The sequence below is a fragment of the Bacillus sp. S4 genome, from assembly GCF_040838205.1.
In the GTDB taxonomy this organism is placed as follows: domain Bacteria; phylum Bacillota; class Bacilli; order Bacillales; family Bacillaceae_G; genus Bacillus_A; species Bacillus_A cereus_U.
In genome coordinates, this window is sequence record NZ_JBFPJI010000044.1 from 1 (window position 1) to 18,611 (window position 18,611).

An 18,611-nucleotide genomic window follows, 5' to 3' on the forward strand; every position below is an offset into this window, starting at 1 on the left:
GTATATAATAAAGGAAACGCTTTCATTTTTTTACTTTGTTCACAAAATGGACGGAAAATCACATATTTACTATTGATATGTTGCTTTATAATGAAACTAATTAAATATACATGCATACAATATTGTGAAATAAATAACATAAATAATCTATATAAATGTAAACGTTATCAAAGAGAGAGGTGGAGACAATGAGTAAATTTTTCTTCAATCATAATCCAGCAACATTAGAGGATGGAAGACTTGTTAAGTATGCTGAAATTATTTATGGAGAAGGTGGCCGTTCTGTATTAGAAAATTTAATGGTGAAGGCATCTATCAGATTGCGTGATCGTTATCCGAATAAATCTGACGAACAGATCTCGAACCTCGTAAATCAAGGCATCCATGATATGTTTCAAAAATACGTGAATGAGTAAGAGCAGCTACTGGCTGCTCTTATTTTTTTGTATAAGGATTGTGCTTTTAGCTGAAAATAAAGGTGCATTCTGAAGTGTGTAAAAAGGAGGGGAAAAGATGAGCAATGGAATTGGTCGTTCAAAAGAAAATCTTCCAACTGATGCAAATCATGTAAGCGCGAAGGACCGTGCAAATCAAAAATGTATGACAGAGAAAAAACAACAAGAGCGTAATGACGATAGAGAATAGGATGGAAAAACATCTTAAAGAAAGCTCCTTCAACTGTTGAAGGAGCTTTCTTTAAGATAGAAAATGATTTGCGGTAACATAAAAGAGACCGCCGTTTATAATTTGTATTGTAATACGTGGTTCGTATTGTTCTTGTAATGCTTGCTTTTCAATTTCATAGCTTTCTGGAAGTTCATCGCTATCTTCGTAAAATCGATTTAAAAGGTCTAAATCGTGATTCCAACGCACTCTCGCTTCTTTTGCCCACGTGTGGTCATCTTCAGCAATTATACTTTTTAAAGCATCCTCTATACGTTGTAAGCCACTTTGTGGCTTAATGATAGGTGAGAGCGTAAAACAAAAATCAGGTATTTTCGGTGTGAGTTTGATCTCTGCTAAAGTGTCATGAAAGTTTGCAAGCATTGTCCCGGAAATAAGATGAATACCGATGGAATGAAGTATGTCTTTTTTTCGGTCGCATTGATAAGATACTTTTATATTTACACCAAGCCAAGGGTGAAGAGGGGTATGAGTTGCCCCGCTATGTTTCACTTCCTCATATAAACGTATGTATGAGCCTAGTTCTTTTGTCGTTTCAAATATTTGATGCAAACGTGGTGAACCGTAATGAATAAGTTCACCGTCGTTTTCTTCGTTTTCCGGATTTGTAATAAGAGTAAGGCGCATCGGGTTCGGAACGCCTCCTGTTTTTTCAAGATAGTGCCAATAGAAAGGGCGGTTCATTAATAATTTATCCATTTCAATTGTTAACTGCACGTCTAATAGGTGAGGGGAACGCTCTAAAATTTCACAGTTATTCGCCTCAAAAAAGTTGTATAAGTAATTATGAATTTCATTTTGCTGCATAGTCCTGCACCTCTGCTTCATTGCGCTTCGCAAAATCGATAATAGATGTTAAATTTTCCATCTTGATTCGAATTTCACCCTCGCTTTTTGACTGCGCGAAAATCTCTTGAATATGTGCATCAATATTTTTCATGTTGATTCTCGTTAAAATTTCATCGAGTTCACCGATTACACGTTCAAATAAATTAATTTTTTCATATAGTAGTTTTAAAATGTGCTCTTCAACAGTATGCTTTGTTGCTAAGTTATAAATATGAACATCATTTTTTTGTCCAAGGCGGTGAATACGTCCAATCCTTTGCTCAAGTCGCATTGGATTCCACGGTAAGTCGTAATTAATCATATGGCTACAAAATTGTAAGTTAATTCCTTCACCACCAGCTTCGGTCGCAATTAATACTTGGGCACGATTTTGGAAAAGCTCCTTCATCCAATCTTTTTTCCCGCGCTTAAATCCACCGCGAAATGGGACAGAGGAAATGCCATGTTGTTGTAAGAACCATTGTAAATACATTTGTGAAGCTCTATATTCAGTGAAAATAATGACTTTATCGTCAATTTCTTTTATAAGCTCTAGTGCTTTATTTGCTTTGGAGTTGAACGGAATATGATTAATTTTATCCATCAGCACATCAATATGTGGGTCCTTTATGTAATGCTCATTTTCTTTCTGCCGTTTTTCTACATGTTTTTTTAATGAATAGTAAACAGCTTCCCGACTACTACATGCTTCCCGTTTTAAAGTTAAGGATGAGAAAGCAGATGTAAAGGCATTTTGTTCACGCCAATTTTCAATTTCATTATACAAAGCTTGTTCTTCTTCATTAAATTCAACGAAGATTGTTCGTACATGCCTCTTCGGCCAATCAATGCCAGTGTTATGGCGTCTATTTCGAACCATTACTTTATTGATAAGAGCTTTTAAATCTTCATCGGATTCAGTGGAACGATTTTTTGAAGCATAATATTCTTCAAAATTAGATTGATTGCCTAAATGACCTGGTTTTAATAAAGAAACGAGGTTGAAGATTTCATCAATTTTATTTTGAACAGGAGTTGCGGTTAGTAATAAACAAAACTTCTTTTTTAATCGCTGTGCAAATTCATAGTTTTTTGTTTTATTGTTTTTTAGTTTATGTGCTTCATCGATAATAATAAGGTCATACTCTAGGTTTAAAACGATATCGCGATGCGGTGAACGTTTCGCAGTATCGATTGATGAAACGATGACATCAGCTTGTTCCCAAGAATAACTTTTCTTTTGAGCGACCGCAGGAATAAAAAATTTTGTGTTAAGTTCATATGCCCACTGAGATACAAGAGAAGCTGGAACGAGAATGAGTACCTTTTTTACAAGTCCTCGAACCATGTATTCTTTTAAAATAAGTCCAGCTTCAATCGTTTTTCCAAGTCCAACTTCATCTGCTAGAATCGCTTTACCATTCATTTGTTCAATGACATTTTGAGCGACCTCCAATTGATGCGGAAGCGGCGTGAAATGTGATAAATGTTTCGGTGCTTGCAATCCATCAAAAGTAGGAACGAGTAATGATTTCTCTGTTTTATAAGCTAAATGATATAAATCCCAATTTGTCCAAGGACCATCTTCATCAATTCTTTTTAAAAAATTGTTTTGCCACGTTCGATCTACGGAAATATCGACATTCATTAAGACTCTCCCACCTTTTATAAACTAAAGTGATTATTTTAAAAATCTTTATTATAAGCCTCGTAATAAGGCACTATCACAATTACTAAAAGTTAAAGAATAGGCAATGATTCAGGACTAAATCTCGAAAGTTGTATTTAATATGATTAAGAATAAAAAATTCTAAATTTTTTTTTATGCTAGAATATTGATGAAATATAGCGAATGATGTTAGGATAATGGTGTGAAATGTGTGGAATCTTTCGTATTTTATCCAAGAAAGTAACTTTTTATTTACGCTTTCATAAAAAAATATACTGAGATTCCGTATAACCTTATCTTTTCAGAATGAAAATGTTTAGATATGGGAAGCAACTTTTATTGATTTGTCAGAGCATAAGGGGGAAAGAGCATGATTACATTACAACGTACACCGTTATTTGATGTATACGCGAAGTATGGTGGGAAAACAATCGACTTCGGTGGTTGGGAATTACCAGTTCAATTTTCAAGCATTAAAGAAGAGCATGAAGCTGTACGTACAGAAGCAGGTTTGTTCGATGTATCTCATATGGGAGAAGTAGAGGTAAAGGGTGTAGATAGTTTAGCATTTTTACAACGTGTTGTTACAAATGACGTATCTACCTTAAAGGTAGGAGGCGCACAATATACAGCTATGTGCTATGAAAATGGCGGCACAGTAGATGATTTATTAATCTACAAACGTGGTGAAGAAGACTATTTATTAGTAATCAATGCATCAAATATCGAGAAAGATTACGAATGGTTAGCAAGTCATGTAATTGGCGATGCAAAGGTAGTCAATGTTTCTAGTGAAGTTGCGCAACTTGCAATTCAAGGACCAAAAGCACAAGACATTTTACAAAAAGTTGTGTCAGAAGATTTGAAAGAAATTAAGTTCTTTAAATTTAAAAACGATATTCTTGTAGATGGAATTCCTGCACTTGTATCTCGTACAGGTTATACAGGTGAAGATGGATTCGAAATTTACTGTAAGAGTGAAGATGCTGCAAAACTTTGGGTGAAACTTCTTGAAGTTGGAGAAGAAGATGGGTTAAAACCATGTGGCTTAGGTGCTCGTGATACACTTCGCTTCGAAGCAACACTTCCGTTATACGGACAAGAGTTATCAAAAGATATTACACCGATTGAAGCGGGAATTGGCTTTGCGGTAAAACCAAATAAAGAAGCAGATTTCTTTGGGAAAGAAACGTTAAAAGAGCAAAAGGAAAACGGTGCATCTCGTAAATTAGTCGGCATCGAAGTAATCGAACGCGGTATTCCTCGTACGCATTACCCTGTATTTATAGGAGAAGAAAAAATCGGGGAAGTAACGAGTGGTACACAATCTCCAACGTTAAAGAAAAGCATTGGTTTAGCACTAATTGATGTGAAATACGCAACAGTTGATACAGAAGTAGAAATTGAAATTCGTAATAAACGCGTCAAAGCAGTAGTTGTTCCAACACCATTTTATAAACGTTCAAAGTAACGGGGAGAGGGGTAGATTTCATGTTGCATCGTTATCTTCCAATGACAGAAGAAGACAAAAAAGAAATGTTACAAACAATCGGCGTTCAGACGATTGATGAGTTATTCTCTGATATTCCAGAGAGTGTTCGTTTTAAAGGGGATTTAAAAATTAAAGAAGCAAAATCAGAGCCAGAGCTTTTAAAAGAGCTATCTCAAATGGCTAGCAAAAATGCGAACTTAAAAGAATACGCTTCTTTCTTAGGAGCAGGTGTATACGATCATTACGCTCCAGTAATTGTTGATCATGTAATTTCTCGTTCAGAATTTTATACAGCTTACACACCATACCAACCAGAAATTTCACAAGGGGAATTACAAGCAATTTTTGAGTTCCAAACAATGATTTGTGAATTAACAGGAATGGATGTAGCAAACTCTTCTATGTATGACGGAGGTACAGCTTTAGCTGAAGCGGCAATGTTAGCAGCTGGTCATACACGTAAAAAGAAAATTCTTGTATCTAAGGCGGTTCATCCAGAATCAAGAGCGGTACTTGAAACATATGCAAAAGGTCAACATCTTGAAGTTGTTGAAATTGATCATAAAGACGGTGTAACAGATTTAGACGTATTACAAAGTGAAGTAGATGATACAGTTGCTTGCGTAATCGTTCAATATCCAAACTTCTTCGGACAAGTTGAAAAGTTAGCTGATATCGAAAAAATCGTTCATCAACAAAAATCATTATTTATCGTTTCTTCAAATCCATTATCATTAGGCGCATTAACACCACCAGGAAAATTTGGTGCTGATATTGTAATCGGTGATGCACAGCCATTTGGTATCCCAACGCAGTTTGGTGGACCTCATTGTGGTTACTTTGCAACAACGAAAGCATTTATGCGTAAAATTCCAGGACGTCTTGTCGGACAAACTGTAGATTCAGATGGTAAACGTGGATTTGTATTAACGTTACAAGCACGTGAACAGCATATTCGCCGTGATAAAGCGACGTCTAACATTTGTTCAAACCAAGCGTTAAATGCATTAGCAGCATCAGTTGCAATGACTGCACTTGGAAAACAAGGTGTGAAAGAAATGGCACGTCAAAATATTTCTAAAGCACAATATGCAAAGCGTCAATTCGAAGCGAAAGGCTTCACTGTAACGTTCGCTGGACCATTCTTTAATGAATTTGTTGTAGATTGCAAACGTCCAGTTAAAGAAATAAATGATGTATTAATACAAAAGAATATTATCGGTGGTTACGACCTAGGCCGTGATTATAAAGAGCATGAAAATCATATGCTTGTAGCAGTAACAGAGCTTCGTACAAAAGAGGAAATTGACACACTTGTAAACGAAATGGGGGCTATCCAATGAAGAACCAAGACCAAGCACTTATTTTTGAAGTGACTAAAGAAGGACGCGTAGGATATAGCTTACCCAAATTAGATGTAGAAGAAGTAAAATTAGAAGATGTATTTGAGAGCGATTATATTCGCGTTGAAGATGCAGAGCTTCCAGAAGTATCTGAACTTGATATTATGCGCCATTACACAGCTCTTTCAAACCGTAACCACGGCGTTGATTCTGGATTCTATCCACTTGGATCTTGTACGATGAAATATAATCCGAAAATTAATGAAAACGTTGCTCGCTTCGCAGGCTTTGCCAATATTCATCCACTTCAAGATGAAAAAACAGTGCAAGGTGCAATGGAATTAATGTACGACTTACAAGAACATTTAATTGAAATTACAGGTATGGATACTGTTACGTTACAACCAGCAGCTGGTGCACACGGAGAATGGACAGGTTTAATGTTGATTCGTGCATACCATGAAGCAAATGGTGACTTTAACCGTACGAAAGTAATTGTTCCTGACTCTGCTCACGGAACAAACCCGGCGTCTGCAACAGTAGCTGGTTTTGAAACAATTACGGTGAAATCAAATGAACATGGTCTTGTTGACTTAGATGATTTAAAACGTGTTGTAAACGAAGAAACAGCAGCACTTATGTTAACAAATCCGAATACATTAGGCCTATTCGAAGAAAATATTTTAGAAATGGCAGAAATTGTCCATAACGCAGGCGGTAAATTATACTATGATGGTGCAAACTTAAATGCGGTATTAAGCCAAGCACGCCCAGGAGATATGGGATTTGACGTTGTGCATTTAAACCTTCATAAAACATTTACAGGTCCGCATGGCGGCGGTGGCCCAGGTTCTGGTCCAGTAGGTGTGAAAGCTGATTTAATTCCGTACTTACCAAAACCGATTTTGGAGAAAACGGAAAATGGCTATCACTTCAACTATGATCGTCCAGAAGCAATTGGGCGTGTGAAACCATTCTATGGTAACTTCGGAATTAACGTTCGTGCATACACATATATTCGTTCTATGGGTCCAGATGGACTACGTGCAGTAACTGAGTATGCTGTATTAAATGCGAACTATATGATGAGAAGATTAGCACCATTCTATGATCTTCCGTTCGATAGACATTGCAAGCATGAATTTGTATTGTCAGGTCGTCGTCAAAAGAAACTTGGTGTACGTACATTAGATATTGCAAAACGTCTGCTTGATTTCGGTTACCATCCACCAACAATTTACTTCCCATTAAATGTGGAAGAATGTATTATGATTGAGCCAACAGAAACAGAATCAAAAGAAACATTAGATGGTTTCATTGATAAGATGATTCAAATTGCTAAAGAGGTAGAAGAAAATCCAGAAGTTGTACAAGAAGCACCACATACAACGGTAATTAAACGTTTGGATGAAACATTGGCTGCTCGTAAACCAGTTTTACGTTATGAAAAGCTAGCACCTGTACAAGTGTGATTGGAATAAAAAGAACTCGCTACATGCGGGTTCTTTTTTTTTTGCAACATTGGTGCGGCTAGAATGAAAAAATGTTGAAAATTTATATTTTTTGTTTCATATTGCTGTAAAGATGCGGTTTTATAGGTGATTTTGTTGAAAAAGTCGGTTTGATAAAAGTATTTATTTTTGTTAGAATTTTATTGAAATTAAGAAGATGTGATGAGGTAGAAATTACTCATTTTTATGTATATGTGAAAAAACGAGCAAGGCGGGGGTGGAAGCGTGGGATATAGATGTTATAGAATGGTATACCATCTAGAAAATGGAGAAACAATTAAAGATGTAAAAGAATTTTGTTACAGAGACCAAGGAAAAGTGTTAGAAAGAGTAGCGCACCGTGTAATGGATAATAGAGAAGTGACAGCGATTGATAAACAAGGAACAATCATTTCAATAGCGTGTGAGGACATTGTAAAGGTAGAACTTGATTACATAACAGAAAGTTAACCTTGAGTCATATCGAATTATTCGATACAATATACTGTTGAATGGTGAAGAGAGAAGAGAGGAGTTTATCATGGATAATACAAGACACTTTTATATGTTTATTTTAGCGTTTGTTCTTGTTGTGGCGTTAACGATTTATTTAATTGTTGATAGCAGCTGGTACAATACAGTTCATCCAGCATTCCTTCTTTTTATGTATGTAGGAATTGCGGTTGTTAGTTTCGGAATGAGAGACGAAATGTTAGATCGCTTTGAAAAGTGATACATATACGAAAGACCAACAGGAAAATGTTGGTCTTTTTTTCTTGCCGAAAATAGGATGTTTTGTATATACTGTGTATATAAGGTATATACAGTATATACACACTGGAGGAAAACATGAATATTATTATTTCGAATTCTTCCCAAGACCCTATTTATGTGCAAATAAGGAAACAATTAAGCCAACTTATTTTAAATGGTGGTTTAAAGGGTGGAGACCAATTACCGTCTATTCGTAGCTTAGCGAAGGAATTACAAATTAGTGTAATTACAACGAAGCGTGCGTACGAGGAGCTTGAAAAAGAAGGATATATAGAAACTGTTGCTGGGAAGGGGACTTATGTTTCACGTAAAAATAATGAACTATTAAAAGAACAGCGGCTACGTCTATTGGAAAGTAAAGCGGAAGAGATTGTGAATGAAAGTAAAGTGTTGCAGCTTTCACTTGAAGAGTTGCAACAGATGATTGCGTGTTTATACGAGGGGGAATAAGAGATGTTAGAGCTAAAAAACGTTTGTAAAACTTATCAAGATTTCTCAGTGAAAAATGTAAGTTTTACATTGCCACGTGGATATATTATGGGATTTATCGGACCGAATGGAGCTGGAAAAAGTACGACGATCAAAATGATTATGAATTTAATCAGAAAAGAGAGCGGTGATATAAAAATTTTTGGTAAGGACAATAAGAAAGCCGAAAAGGAAATAAAACAAAATATCGGTTTTGTATATGATGAAAATCATTATTACGAAGATTTAACGTGTGAGCAAATGAAACGGATTATTGCACCGTTATATAAAAAGTGGGACGAAAAGCAGTATCAATCGTATATGCAGAGATTACAAGTTCCAACGTATAAAAAGATTAAAGAGTTATCCAAGGGGATGAAAATGAAATTTGCGATTGCAATCGCACTTTCACACCATGCGGAATTCATTATTATGGATGAACCAACAGCAGGATTAGACCCAGTTGTTCGAAGTGAATTGCTTGATATGCTGCAAGAGATTGTAATGGAAGATGAAGTATCTGTCTTACTTTCCACACACATTACAACAGACTTAGAACGCATCGCCGATTATATTACGTTCATCAATGATGGAGAAATTATATTTACTGGTGAAAAAGACGAATTAATGGAGAACTATGTAATTGTAAAGGGAAGTAATGATTTATTAGATCGAGAAGGAAAAGAACTATTTGTTGGATTACGAACAAACAAATTTGGTTTCGAAGGTTTAGCAAAGGATAAACAAGCAATTGTAGACTGGTTTGGAAATGAGATTGTACTAGAAAAACCTACATTAGATGATATCATCGTTTACACTGCGAAAGGGAGAGGTGCTTATGCGTCAGCTCATATATAAAGATTTATTCTTTTTTCGTGTAACTTGGTTAGTGAATCTGAGTATGCCTCTTTTATTCTTTATATTAGAGCCAGATGGTGAAATGTTATTTCCGATGAGCTGTCTATTTATAACTCTTTCCTCCGTTATGACGTTAATCTTTATGGATGAAAGGAATAAAAGTGACATTATTATAAATAGTTTACCGTTAAGCAGAAAGGATATCATTATTGCTAGATATATTTCCTGTGCAATATTCATTGTAGGGGGCATGGTTTCCACTATGCTAGTTGTTTTTCTTATAAGAGGTATCGCTGTTATTGATGATATCGGTGCATACCATCCTAATTTGTATATTGAAATTCCATGGTATGGAGTAGTAAATGGGGCTGTTTACGCTTTGGTTTTTGTTGCGGCATTTTTTCCTAGTTATTACGGAACGAAATCAAAGATAGCAAGAAGTATATTGTCAGGAGCATCGATGGCAGTAGGTGGAATTGCATGGATATTTATAGGGGATGGGCTGAACGAAACAGCACCATCATTCATTAATTGGATTATGAATCCATCACATCTTGGCGTATTTATAGTTGGAGGAATTATTTTGGCTAGTGTATATATCGCTTCTATGTTTCTAACAATTAAAATTTATGGATCGCGTGATTTATAGAGAGGGGAATTTGTATGAAACAGTTGATTTTGAAGGAGTTTTTCTTACAAAGAAAAATGTTTCTTATCTATTTAATCTTGCCAATATACGGAGCATTCCAAAGCTCTATAGAACCATTTCAATTGGCGTATGTTTGTTTTGTTATATGTCTTTCGATGATTTCAATTTCTTTATCAGTTGAAGAAAAAAATAACACAGAAAAAATATTAGTGAGTTTACCTTTTACTAGAAGAGACATTGTTATTGCGAAATACATGACTATTGTATTTTTTATTGCATGTAGTCTAGTTGTTACATTTGTTTTCTTTGTACTACCTGTATTTGTATTAAGAGAAAATATAAATATTCCGTGGTATGCATTATTTATAGCTATTTTCTTTTCCGTTCTTTATGCTGTTATGATTCTCCCCATAAAATATAGTGGGGATAAGCGAACGGTTACTTTCCTTGGAGTAGTTATATTTTTTCTTCTAATAGGTTTGTTAGGGTTTATGTGCAATATATTTGCTGATGAAAGGCTTCTGTTAATGTTTTTTCAATCTTCAGATGTGATGCTAGTTATAAGTATTTTAAGTATAGTGGCATGTTTAAGTTATTTCATCTCAATGCTTTTTTCAATTGCGATTTTTAAAGAGAAGGAGCTTTAAAAATTGTATATTTGATTAATAAGAAAAAAATGTTTAATGTTGCGAGATGCGACTAGGAGGTGTAACAAATAATCAAGCAACTAGTTTTAAAAGATATGATGTTGCAAAGAAAGTTAGGGTTTGTTTACCTAATATGTTTGCTTTTCCTTGTCATTGTTGATTTTCGTAGTGATAGTTTTCTGATGACATTTAGCATGTTTATACCTATTCTTGGCATGATGCTTTCAATGAGTTATGAGGATAAAAATAAAAGTGAAATGATAATAAATAGTTTACCGTTTCAGCGTAAAGAAATTGTCATAGCAAAATACATATTTGTAAGTATTTTAGTTGCTTTAGGTGGGGTTTTCCCATTTACTGTTAGTTTAATACAGTTGCAAAACGAAAATACAACTGTATTTATGCTATGGGGAGCGATTCTTGGAGGAATAACAGGTGGCTTTGTTTATAGCATAATCGTACTTCCGATTGAATTTTCAGTAGGGTATAGCAGTGCCAAACAAATTGCTCCTTTTATCGGAATTGCATTTGGGTATTTAAGTGGACTGATTGTAAGTAACGTATGGTTAGGTGTAGAAAATGCTTGGAACACTAGTATATTCATAAATATTTGTTTTATAGCAGGGCTGCTTCTTTTATATGTCATGTCGATGGTACTTTCAATTAATTTGTATAATGAGCGTGATTTGTGAGGGGGGGAATGTTGTTGAAACAACTAATTTTAAAAGATTTCATCGTCCAATGGAAATTTTTAATTTGGTACATACTGTATCCTATTTTCTTTTATATGGCTTTAACAGATACGAAAAATTTATTCATAATTATGTCAGTAATTGTTACAGTCGGGGCAACAGTAAAAATATTTGAAGCAGATAGTAAAAATGAGAGTGAAGTTATATTGAATAGTTTGCCAATATTGAGAAAACAAATTGTGTTTGCGAAATATATAGTAGCAATTATTATTCTTTTCATAAGTGTAACGATTGGTTGTTTCACGATGGGAATGAAGAATGGAGCTAATGTATTTGAATTTATTGAAACGACAGTGGTTGCTAGTATTAGCTTTACTTTAGTGTATTTAAGCTTTGTTTTACCGATATCATTTTGGCTAGCATATAAAAAAACTGTTTTTATTACGATATTCATATTTATAGCACCGATTGTTATTGTAGAGACGTTCTTTCAAATCAACCTGGAACAAATTCAACTATATAATAGCTTATTATTCGGGGGTTCAATATGCATGTTAATAGTATCGGTCTTCGTTTCAGTAAAAGTATATGAAAAAAGAGAATTTTAAAAGGTGCCTCATGAAAGGCACCTTCTTCAATAATGACAATATGAAAGCAGCAGTTTATAAACAGAAACGCTATTCGGCAAATCTTTCGGAGTATGTAATATAAAGCTGAAAACGATGATGAGAATGAGAAAGAGAAAAAATAAAAATAGGATCTGCTTATGTATAGAATTTTGCATAGGATCCACTCCTTTTTTAGGTAGTATGTCCAAAAGAAAGGAGGGTATGAAAATTTTAGGAGGGAGAATGATGAAAAAAAGAAAATGGTTGTATAGAATAGGGGTACTTTTATGCTCAATTGGTCTCATATTAGCAAATTTTTATTCGGATATACCACCGCTATTTCCTAGTTTGCATAAAGGGATTGGTATGAGTGTTGTCATAGTTGGTCTGCTTTGTCTTATCGTATCAAATTTCTATAGAAAATCTAAATAGACAGAAAAAAGGACAGTTACTCTTTTTCAGAAGAACTGTCCTTTTTAAATAACTTATTCCATAGTTTGGTAATACTCCATATAATGATGATTGCAATGGAGGCAATAATTGACCAAACGATAGATGCAATTTCAAGTGCCATGTTAGGAAGGAATGTAAGAATGGATATTACTCTATGAAACAACCAGTCTATTATATGAAAACTTATTTGTAATAGAATGACGATCCCGAGTGTAATCCATGCTAACATTTGTTTTCCTTTTTCTTTCCACATGACATTCACCTCACGTTAGCCTAATAATTTTAAGCCAACAGCGCCGCACAGAATGCAGCTTAAGAAGGCAAGGCGGCGCCAATCCGCTGATTCACGGAAAATAAGAATACCGAGAAGTGCACTTCCGGCAGTTCCGATTCCAGTCCAAATTGCATAAGCAGTTCCCATCGGTAATGTATTCATTGCAAGGGATAAGAAGAAGAAGCTTACGCCGAAGTTAGCGATTAAAATAACTTTTGGTGCCCAGCCCTTCTTTTCAGTGGCTACTTTCATAAAGAGTACACCAACAATTTCACAAATACCAGCTAGAATTAAAAATACCCAAGCCATTTTATGCGGCCTCCTTCGTTTCTTTTTCTTCTGTTACTCGTTTTAAACCAATTACTCCGAAGAAGATTAAACCGATTAATAAAACTTTTACGATAGAGAAAGGTTCTCCGAAGATGAAAATCTCTGTCAGAACGATTCCACCAGCTCCAATTCCTGTAAAGACTGCGTATACAGTGCCGACAGGTAAATCTTTATAAGCTCTAAATAATAAGATGAAACTAATTGTAATTAATAGAGCAACACCAGCCCACTCAAGTGGTGCCTCCGCTTTTTTAAGTCCAATAACCCAAAAGATTTCAATAATACCAGCTATGATTACATAAATCCATGCCATATGTCATTTCTCCTTCCTACCAGTCGTTAGGTAAAGGGCTTAAAAACGACGCATTGCAAAGGAGCAATCCGTCAGTTTGAAAGTCCGCGCCAAAATACTTTCCAAGAAGCTTCTAAACGGGTCTCAAAACGATTTAAACCTGCGTATAGTAGTTCAACCATAAGGCCGTCAAGTAAGCATAAAAAAGCCTCCAAAGCGTCTTTTACTTCAATGTTATGCAGTTCATCTTGTTCGCTTGCTCTTTTAAACACAGGGAATAAAAGTTTTCCGACATTTTCAATGTGTACATTCGCTTTATCAATAATTTGTTCGCGAAATGCATCCGGCGGAAAATAAGAAGTTCGTAACCAAAACATTGATTCTTCACTTTCACCAAATCGTTTTGCATAGCCTTTTAACAAATTTAAGAGCAATTCTTCAGTAGACGATTTGGAAAAATTTTCGATATCGTCTGTGAAGCTCTGCAAATCATTTTGAAGAGCGGATTCTAAGCATGTAAAATATAGCTCTTCTTTTCCTTTAAAGTGTGCGTAAATCGATGGCTTTTTAATCCCAACTTCTTGAGCAATATTTGCTAATGAAGTTCCTTCGTAGCCGTAGCGCGCGAAATGAGAAAGTGCTACAGATTTAATGCGGTTTGCTGTCATTTTCATCCCCTACCTACCGTTCGTTAGGTTAATTATATGAGATGAAAAATATAAAGTCAATAGGTGAAGAGTTGAAAAAAGAGCGCTATAGTTAACGCTCCTTTTTTAGACTGTTTCTCGCTCAATTAAATGGAATGAAAGTTCTTCTGTGCTTCCGATAATTTGCTCGCTTTGCATCTGTTTATGGAATAAAGAAAAGGCATGTGATCCCATTGTGAGCCCGGGATGTTCAATAGTTGAAATTTCTAATGCTTTTGAAATTTCATGGTTATCAAATCCCAGGATGGCGAGGTCTTCAGGTATGCGAATGCCATGTTTTTTTGCCTCTGTTAATAAACCAGCAGCAACTTGATCGTTCGCTGTGAAAATAGCGGTTGGGCGATTTTTCATGTTTAAAATACGGTGAAGTATTTTTGCCCCGTCCTGCATCGTATAACATTGATGGAAAATCCAATCAGGGTGAACTGTTTTTCCTTCGTGACGAAGGGTATCGGCGAAAGCTTTTTCACGCTCGATTGAATTAACACTTGTTTTTCTTGCTAAACAAATGCCGATTTTTTCATGACCTTTACTGAGTAAATAGGAAGTACCGAGACGGAAGCCCTCATAATGATCTACATAGACAGATGAAATGAGGGGATGGTTCATTTTTTCACATGAAATAATAGGGGCAAATTTTGCGAACGGTTCAATTTGTTCCCATGAACTCGTGCGAGAGCAAATAATCATCCCGTCAAATTGCTTCATTTTCATCATTTCAAGAACGCGAATTTCTTCAATACTATCGTAATTCGTTTGGCATAAATTAATATGATATCCAGCTGCTAACGCTTCGTTTCCGATTCCTTCAATGATCGTGCTAAAGTACGGAACATTAATGAAAGGTAGCATAACGCCAATCGTATATGTTTTACCTTTTATTAAATGGATAGCATTTATATTTTTTGCATAGTTCAATTCTTCAACTGCATCTAAAACACGCTTACGCTTTTCTTCTTTTACGTAAGGATGATTATTAAGGACACGGGAAACCGTTGATATGGATACACCAGCAGTTTTTGCAATTTGTTTTATATTGGCCATATGTATCACCTCTTTACTTAATTATAAGGGGAAAATAATAAGAATGAAAAAATCTTGACCTGAAAAGCTTTTCACAATCTATGTTATAAGCATGACTTCTGCTATTCGCGTAACCTTTTTATTTGGGCGTAAGAATAGCGAGGTCTTTTTTGTATGTCTGCAAAGGATTTTTGTCAAAATGTGTGAGAATAACGTGGAAAGTTTTCGGAGGAGGTGTTTGATAACGAAGCGAATAGAAGAGAGTATAAACGCTTCGCTCGTTAAGAGAGCGGTATGAAAGGGCGGAAACAAATTGAAAAAAGGAATCATTTGTTTCGTGTTTTCTAGTGTAATACTTAGCTCATGTTCATTTCAGCAAACGATGCAAGAAGAAAAAACATTTGTAGGAACAACAGGAGGGGCTAAGGACCGTGTTACTGATCCGATTCCGCTAAAGGAACTTCCAAAATATTTTCCGGCGAAGTTTAAAGTTCCAACGTTTTTACCTTATGACATTACGAGTGATGTGAAGGGAGAGGTAAGAACGATGGGAAAGAAGAATGCTGTCTTAACGATTAAATATAAGCAACAAGAGAAAGGAAGGCACGATTATATAGAATTAACAGTGGCCAACTTTTCTTACAGTTTTCCATACCTCGTAGAAGAGAATCGATTTCAAGAACAAATGAAATTGAATAATGGAGCACCTGCTTATTTTAAAAATAAGGATGATTACGAGCAAGGGGACGAATTTGCTACGCTTATATGGAAAGAGAAGGGGATTGAATATCAGCTATTATATCGTAATGTAGATGAGAAAGATGAAGATGTGATTAAACAAAATCTACTGTACATTGCGAACAATATGGAATAAAAAAACTAGCTGTATCGTGCAGCTAGTTTTTTGTATGTTATTTCTTTTTAATTTTGCCTGACCAAGATTTAAATCCACCTTTTAATTGGTAGAAATCTGTGTAGCCTTGTTTTTTTAAGTATTGAGCTGCACGACCTGTACGGAAGCCACTTTGGCAATATAAATAAACCGGTTGATCTTGGCGAAGTTCTTTGTGGCGAAGGCGAATTTGTGATAACGGAATGTTACGCGCACCTAAAATATGTCCCGCGTTAAATTCATCTGCTTCGCGAATATCGATAAGCTGTGCTTTACGGTAGCCAGCGCGAAATTCTTCTTCTGAAAGTGTTTTAATTAATTTTTTCTGATAGAAATACATCCATACAGTGTAGCCGATGAATGCTGCAATTGCCGCTAGTATAATAATCAAGTTTGTTGACACGATTCTATCGCTCCCTTTTTTCTTATCCTACTTTCAATATTATAATGCCCATATGTATTTATGCAACAGATTCATTTGTATATAAGAAGAAATTTCGTATTCTTTCACAAATTTTGTCGAATTTGGTAGACTAGAGAATGTGAAAAATAATTGGTTATATGAGGTGCAGGATGGGAAAAGAAAAATGGTGTTATATTAACTCTGGTCAATGTTCACCAGCATTTAATATGGCGTTAGATGAATGTTTATTAAATTGGCAAAGTGAAAAGAAAATGCCACCAACAATTCGTTTTTACGAATGGGAAGTACCAACATTAACAGTCGGGTATTTTCAGCGTGTTGAAAAAGATATAAATATGGATGTAGTTAACGAAAAGAAATATGGATTCGTTCGTCGTCAAACAGGCGGCAGGGGTGTACTACATGACAAAGAATTAACGTACAGTGTTATTGTGTCTGAAGATCATCCGGATATGCCAAAAACAGTTACAGAAGCATACCGCGTTATTTCGCAAGGCTTATTAGACGGTTTTAAGGCATTAGGATTAGAAGCGTATTATGCGGTTCCGAAAACAGAAGCGGATCGTGAGAATTTAAAAAATCCGCGTTCAGGAGTATGTTTTGATGCACCATCTTGGTATGAAATTGTAGTTGAAGGAAGAAAAATCGCAGGTAGTGCTCAAACACGTCAAAAAGGTGTTATCTTACAGCACGGTTCTATTCCGTTAGAAATAGATTTAGATGAGTTATACGATCTATTTTTATTCCCGAATGAACGTGTAAAAGAGCGTATGAAAAACATGTTTTCTTCTAAAGCGGTAGCGATTAATGAATTAACAGACCGTACATTTACGATTGAACAGTTAATTCAAGCGTTTGAAACTGGATTTGAAAAAGGTTTAGATATAGAGCTTGTGCCGTATGAACTAACAGAAGAACAGCTTCATGAAGTTCAAACTTTAGCAAAAGAGAAGTATGAACTTCATGAATGGAATTATAAAAAATAAGGAGATGGCGACCGCCATCTCCTTATTTTTATAGTAAATTAAGTACTTTTTCTACTTTGATTCCTTTATCTTGTAAAGAACGAAGGCGATTTACAACGTCCATAATTTCTTTGTCGAATGTAACGCTAATACCTTGGCTTTGTAGCTCTTTTTTTAATCCTTCAATAGAATCATCTATGTCGATGCCAAGCTCGTAATCTTGACAAACTTCAATTGTCTTTTTCACAAGTTTAACATAATTTTCTTGTAGTTTTGTATTTGTTTCAGTCAAAGCAGGTTGCTTCGGTTTTGCAGGAGTAACCGGTGCTGTCTCTTGCTTTGTAACTGGAGTAGGTACTGCTTTTTTCACAGGTGCTGGAGTAGATAGTTCTACAGCTGCTTCAACACTTACTGACTTCGGCGTTGGTACCGGAGTAGGCTTAGGTGTTATAGCGGGTGTTTCTACACGCATAACAGGTTTAGGAGCGGGTGTAACTGCTTTAGGAGCCTCTACAACTACTTCTTTGTTCGGAGTAGCTTCTACAACTGTTTCTTCTTGCTCAGCAGCTTCTTTATTTTCTTTGCTCCACATAACGCGTTCAATTTCTAGAGAAACATTGTTCTTATTCATCGCTGTTAATGTAACTTTACCAACTTCCGCGTTCCCAGTGAAATCAACAATTTTATAAATAACACTCTTGTTCCAATCCACGTTTCCGCTCAAAAATAATTCTTCGTTACATTTCGGCGTTAAGCCCTCGATTTTAATTTCTGCGTTTACACCGTTTTCACTGTATACCATAATTAGCGAAGCATTTACATCTTCGTCTGCTAACATTAGTTCACGTACCATTTTGCCGGTGCGTACTTGCGTTTTCTTCTTAACTGACATCTAATTTCTCCTCTCAAAAATTCAGTAATAATAAAAAAATCGTATAACGAAAAATAATTGCTCACGAAGATTTATGATACCGATAATAAAAGCATCACGTCAACAATTAACTTTAATTATTTTGCATTTTTCTTATTTTCTTTATGAAATTTTTCAA

25 protein-coding genes and 1 pseudogene are annotated in these 18,611 nt (G+C 35.4%); 16 read left to right on the plus strand and 10 right to left on the minus strand.

All coding sequences use genetic code 11. The features are described 5' to 3' along the window. Positions 1–116: pseudogene (locus tag AB3X48_RS07750) on the minus strand (GTP pyrophosphokinase); the annotation flags it as partial. Positions 117–188: 72 nt separating this feature from the next. On the opposite strand from AB3X48_RS07750, the gene AB3X48_RS07755 reads away from it, so the two are divergent. Then, the gene (locus AB3X48_RS07755) at positions 189–416 is read left to right on the plus strand and encodes a hypothetical protein (protein WP_000032698.1); all 228 of its coding nucleotides are present in this window, start codon (positions 189–191) and stop codon (positions 414–416) included. Positions 417–513: 97 nt separating this feature from the next. Next, entirely contained in the window at positions 514–645 is a 132-nt protein-coding gene (locus tag AB3X48_RS07760) for a hypothetical protein (RefSeq protein WP_016106147.1), read from the plus strand. A gap of 51 nt (positions 646–696) precedes the next feature. On the opposite strand, the gene AB3X48_RS07765 is transcribed toward AB3X48_RS07760, so the two are convergent. Together AB3X48_RS07765 and AB3X48_RS07770 are read right to left on the minus strand one after the other, a co-directional pair. Then, the gene (locus tag AB3X48_RS07765) at positions 697–1,491 is read right to left on the minus strand and encodes a YqhG family protein (protein WP_002160497.1); all 795 of its coding nucleotides are present in this window, start codon (positions 1,489–1,491) and stop codon (positions 697–699) included. Continuing rightward, positions 1,478–3,160 (minus strand): DEAD/DEAH box helicase, encoded by a 1,683-nt coding sequence (locus tag AB3X48_RS07770; protein WP_002111804.1) that lies wholly within the window; start codon positions 3,158–3,160, stop codon positions 1,478–1,480. Before AB3X48_RS07770 ends, AB3X48_RS07765 begins: the two co-directional genes overlap by 14 nt. Positions 3,161–3,551: 391 nt before the next feature. Here AB3X48_RS07770 and gcvT point away from each other — a divergent pair, with 391 nt between their 5' ends. From gcvT to AB3X48_RS07830, 12 genes are all read left to right on the plus strand, one after another. After that, positions 3,552–4,652 carry a glycine cleavage system aminomethyltransferase GcvT gene (gcvT, locus tag AB3X48_RS07775; RefSeq protein ID WP_002111803.1) on the plus strand — a complete coding sequence of 367 codons (1,101 nt, stop codon included), beginning with the start codon at positions 3,552–3,554 and terminating at the stop codon, positions 4,650–4,652. 20 nt (positions 4,653–4,672) lie between these two features. Continuing rightward, positions 4,673–6,016, plus strand: coding sequence for an aminomethyl-transferring glycine dehydrogenase subunit 1 (gcvPA, locus tag AB3X48_RS07780; RefSeq protein ID WP_016106146.1), 1,344 nt, complete (start codon positions 4,673–4,675; stop codon positions 6,014–6,016). Further along, positions 6,013–7,488 carry an aminomethyl-transferring glycine dehydrogenase subunit 2 gene (gene gcvPB / locus AB3X48_RS07785; protein ID WP_002122485.1) on the plus strand — a complete coding sequence of 492 codons (1,476 nt, stop codon included), beginning with the start codon at positions 6,013–6,015 and terminating at the stop codon, positions 7,486–7,488. Before gcvPA ends, gcvPB begins: the two co-directional genes overlap by 4 nt. Before the next feature lie 285 nt (positions 7,489–7,773). Continuing rightward, a complete protein-coding gene (locus tag AB3X48_RS07790; RefSeq protein WP_000262495.1) occupies positions 7,774–7,977 on the plus strand; it encodes a DUF3929 family protein in 204 nt (67 codons plus the stop codon). Positions 7,978–8,047: 70 nt separating this feature from the next. Continuing rightward, the gene (locus AB3X48_RS07795; RefSeq protein ID WP_002160499.1) at positions 8,048–8,239 is read left to right on the plus strand and encodes a hypothetical protein; all 192 of its coding nucleotides are present in this window, start codon (positions 8,048–8,050) and stop codon (positions 8,237–8,239) included. Between the two features lie 116 nt (positions 8,240–8,355). After that, positions 8,356–8,730 (plus strand): GntR family transcriptional regulator, encoded by a 375-nt coding sequence (locus AB3X48_RS07800; RefSeq protein ID WP_016106145.1) that lies wholly within the window; start codon positions 8,356–8,358, stop codon positions 8,728–8,730. 3 nt (positions 8,731–8,733) lie between these two features. After that, positions 8,734–9,606: an ABC transporter ATP-binding protein gene (locus tag AB3X48_RS07805; RefSeq protein ID WP_016106144.1), complete on the plus strand. Its 873-nt coding sequence runs from the start codon at positions 8,734–8,736 to the stop codon at positions 9,604–9,606. Continuing rightward, on the plus strand, positions 9,587–10,255 hold the full coding sequence (locus tag AB3X48_RS07810) for an ABC-2 transporter permease (RefSeq protein ID WP_002111792.1): 669 nt from the start codon (positions 9,587–9,589) through the stop codon (positions 10,253–10,255). Before AB3X48_RS07805 ends, AB3X48_RS07810 begins: the two co-directional genes overlap by 20 nt. Before the next feature lie 14 nt (positions 10,256–10,269). After that, positions 10,270–10,902, plus strand: a complete 633-nt coding sequence (locus AB3X48_RS07815) for an ABC-2 transporter permease (RefSeq protein WP_016106143.1) — start codon at positions 10,270–10,272, stop codon at positions 10,900–10,902. 68 nt (positions 10,903–10,970) lie between these two features. Then, complete coding sequence (locus AB3X48_RS07820) at positions 10,971–11,594, plus strand: ABC-2 transporter permease (RefSeq protein ID WP_002160504.1); 624 nt, start codon at positions 10,971–10,973, stop codon at positions 11,592–11,594. An 11-nt stretch (positions 11,595–11,605) separates the two neighbouring features. Then, positions 11,606–12,202, plus strand: a complete 597-nt coding sequence (locus AB3X48_RS07825) for an ABC-2 transporter permease (protein WP_082187251.1) — start codon at positions 11,606–11,608, stop codon at positions 12,200–12,202. Positions 12,203–12,448: 246 nt separating this feature from the next. After that, on the plus strand, positions 12,449–12,634 hold the full coding sequence (locus AB3X48_RS07830) for a hypothetical protein (RefSeq protein WP_002160506.1): 186 nt from the start codon (positions 12,449–12,451) through the stop codon (positions 12,632–12,634). A 16-nt stretch (positions 12,635–12,650) separates the two neighbouring features. Here AB3X48_RS07830 and AB3X48_RS07835 read toward each other — a convergent pair whose 3' ends face one another. The 5 genes from AB3X48_RS07835 to AB3X48_RS07855 form a co-directional block, all read right to left on the minus strand. After that, positions 12,651–12,908 (minus strand): DUF3975 family protein, encoded by a 258-nt coding sequence (locus AB3X48_RS07835; RefSeq protein WP_016106140.1) that lies wholly within the window; start codon positions 12,906–12,908, stop codon positions 12,651–12,653. A gap of 15 nt (positions 12,909–12,923) precedes the next feature. Further along, entirely contained in the window at positions 12,924–13,238 is a 315-nt protein-coding gene (locus tag AB3X48_RS07840) for a DMT family transporter (RefSeq protein ID WP_002015033.1), read from the minus strand. Position 13,239: 1 nt separating this feature from the next. Further along, positions 13,240–13,572 (minus strand): DMT family transporter, encoded by a 333-nt coding sequence (locus tag AB3X48_RS07845; RefSeq protein WP_016106139.1) that lies wholly within the window; start codon positions 13,570–13,572, stop codon positions 13,240–13,242. 71 nt (positions 13,573–13,643) lie between these two features. Beyond that, complete coding sequence (locus tag AB3X48_RS07850; protein WP_016106138.1) at positions 13,644–14,225, minus strand: TetR/AcrR family transcriptional regulator; 582 nt, start codon at positions 14,223–14,225, stop codon at positions 13,644–13,646. A gap of 99 nt (positions 14,226–14,324) precedes the next feature. Then, complete coding sequence (locus tag AB3X48_RS07855) at positions 14,325–15,302, minus strand: LacI family DNA-binding transcriptional regulator (protein ID WP_016106137.1); 978 nt, start codon at positions 15,300–15,302, stop codon at positions 14,325–14,327. A gap of 316 nt (positions 15,303–15,618) precedes the next feature. Here AB3X48_RS07855 and AB3X48_RS07860 point away from each other — a divergent pair, with 316 nt between their 5' ends. Then, complete coding sequence (locus AB3X48_RS07860) at positions 15,619–16,155, plus strand: hypothetical protein (RefSeq protein WP_016106136.1); 537 nt, start codon at positions 15,619–15,621, stop codon at positions 16,153–16,155. A 37-nt stretch (positions 16,156–16,192) separates the two neighbouring features. Here AB3X48_RS07860 and AB3X48_RS07865 read toward each other — a convergent pair whose 3' ends face one another. Further along, positions 16,193–16,576: a rhodanese-like domain-containing protein gene (locus tag AB3X48_RS07865; RefSeq protein WP_002034000.1), complete on the minus strand. Its 384-nt coding sequence runs from the start codon at positions 16,574–16,576 to the stop codon at positions 16,193–16,195. 170 nt (positions 16,577–16,746) lie between these two features. Between AB3X48_RS07865 and lipM the strand changes: the two genes are divergently transcribed. Continuing rightward, the gene (gene lipM, locus AB3X48_RS07870; protein ID WP_016106135.1) at positions 16,747–17,583 is read left to right on the plus strand and encodes an octanoyltransferase LipM; all 837 of its coding nucleotides are present in this window, start codon (positions 16,747–16,749) and stop codon (positions 17,581–17,583) included. A gap of 28 nt (positions 17,584–17,611) precedes the next feature. Here the strand turns inward: lipM and AB3X48_RS07875 are convergent, their stop codons facing one another. Continuing rightward, positions 17,612–18,454 carry a hypothetical protein gene (locus tag AB3X48_RS07875; protein WP_002111777.1) on the minus strand — a complete coding sequence of 281 codons (843 nt, stop codon included), beginning with the start codon at positions 18,452–18,454 and terminating at the stop codon, positions 17,612–17,614. Between the last annotated feature and the right edge of the window lie 157 nt (positions 18,455–18,611).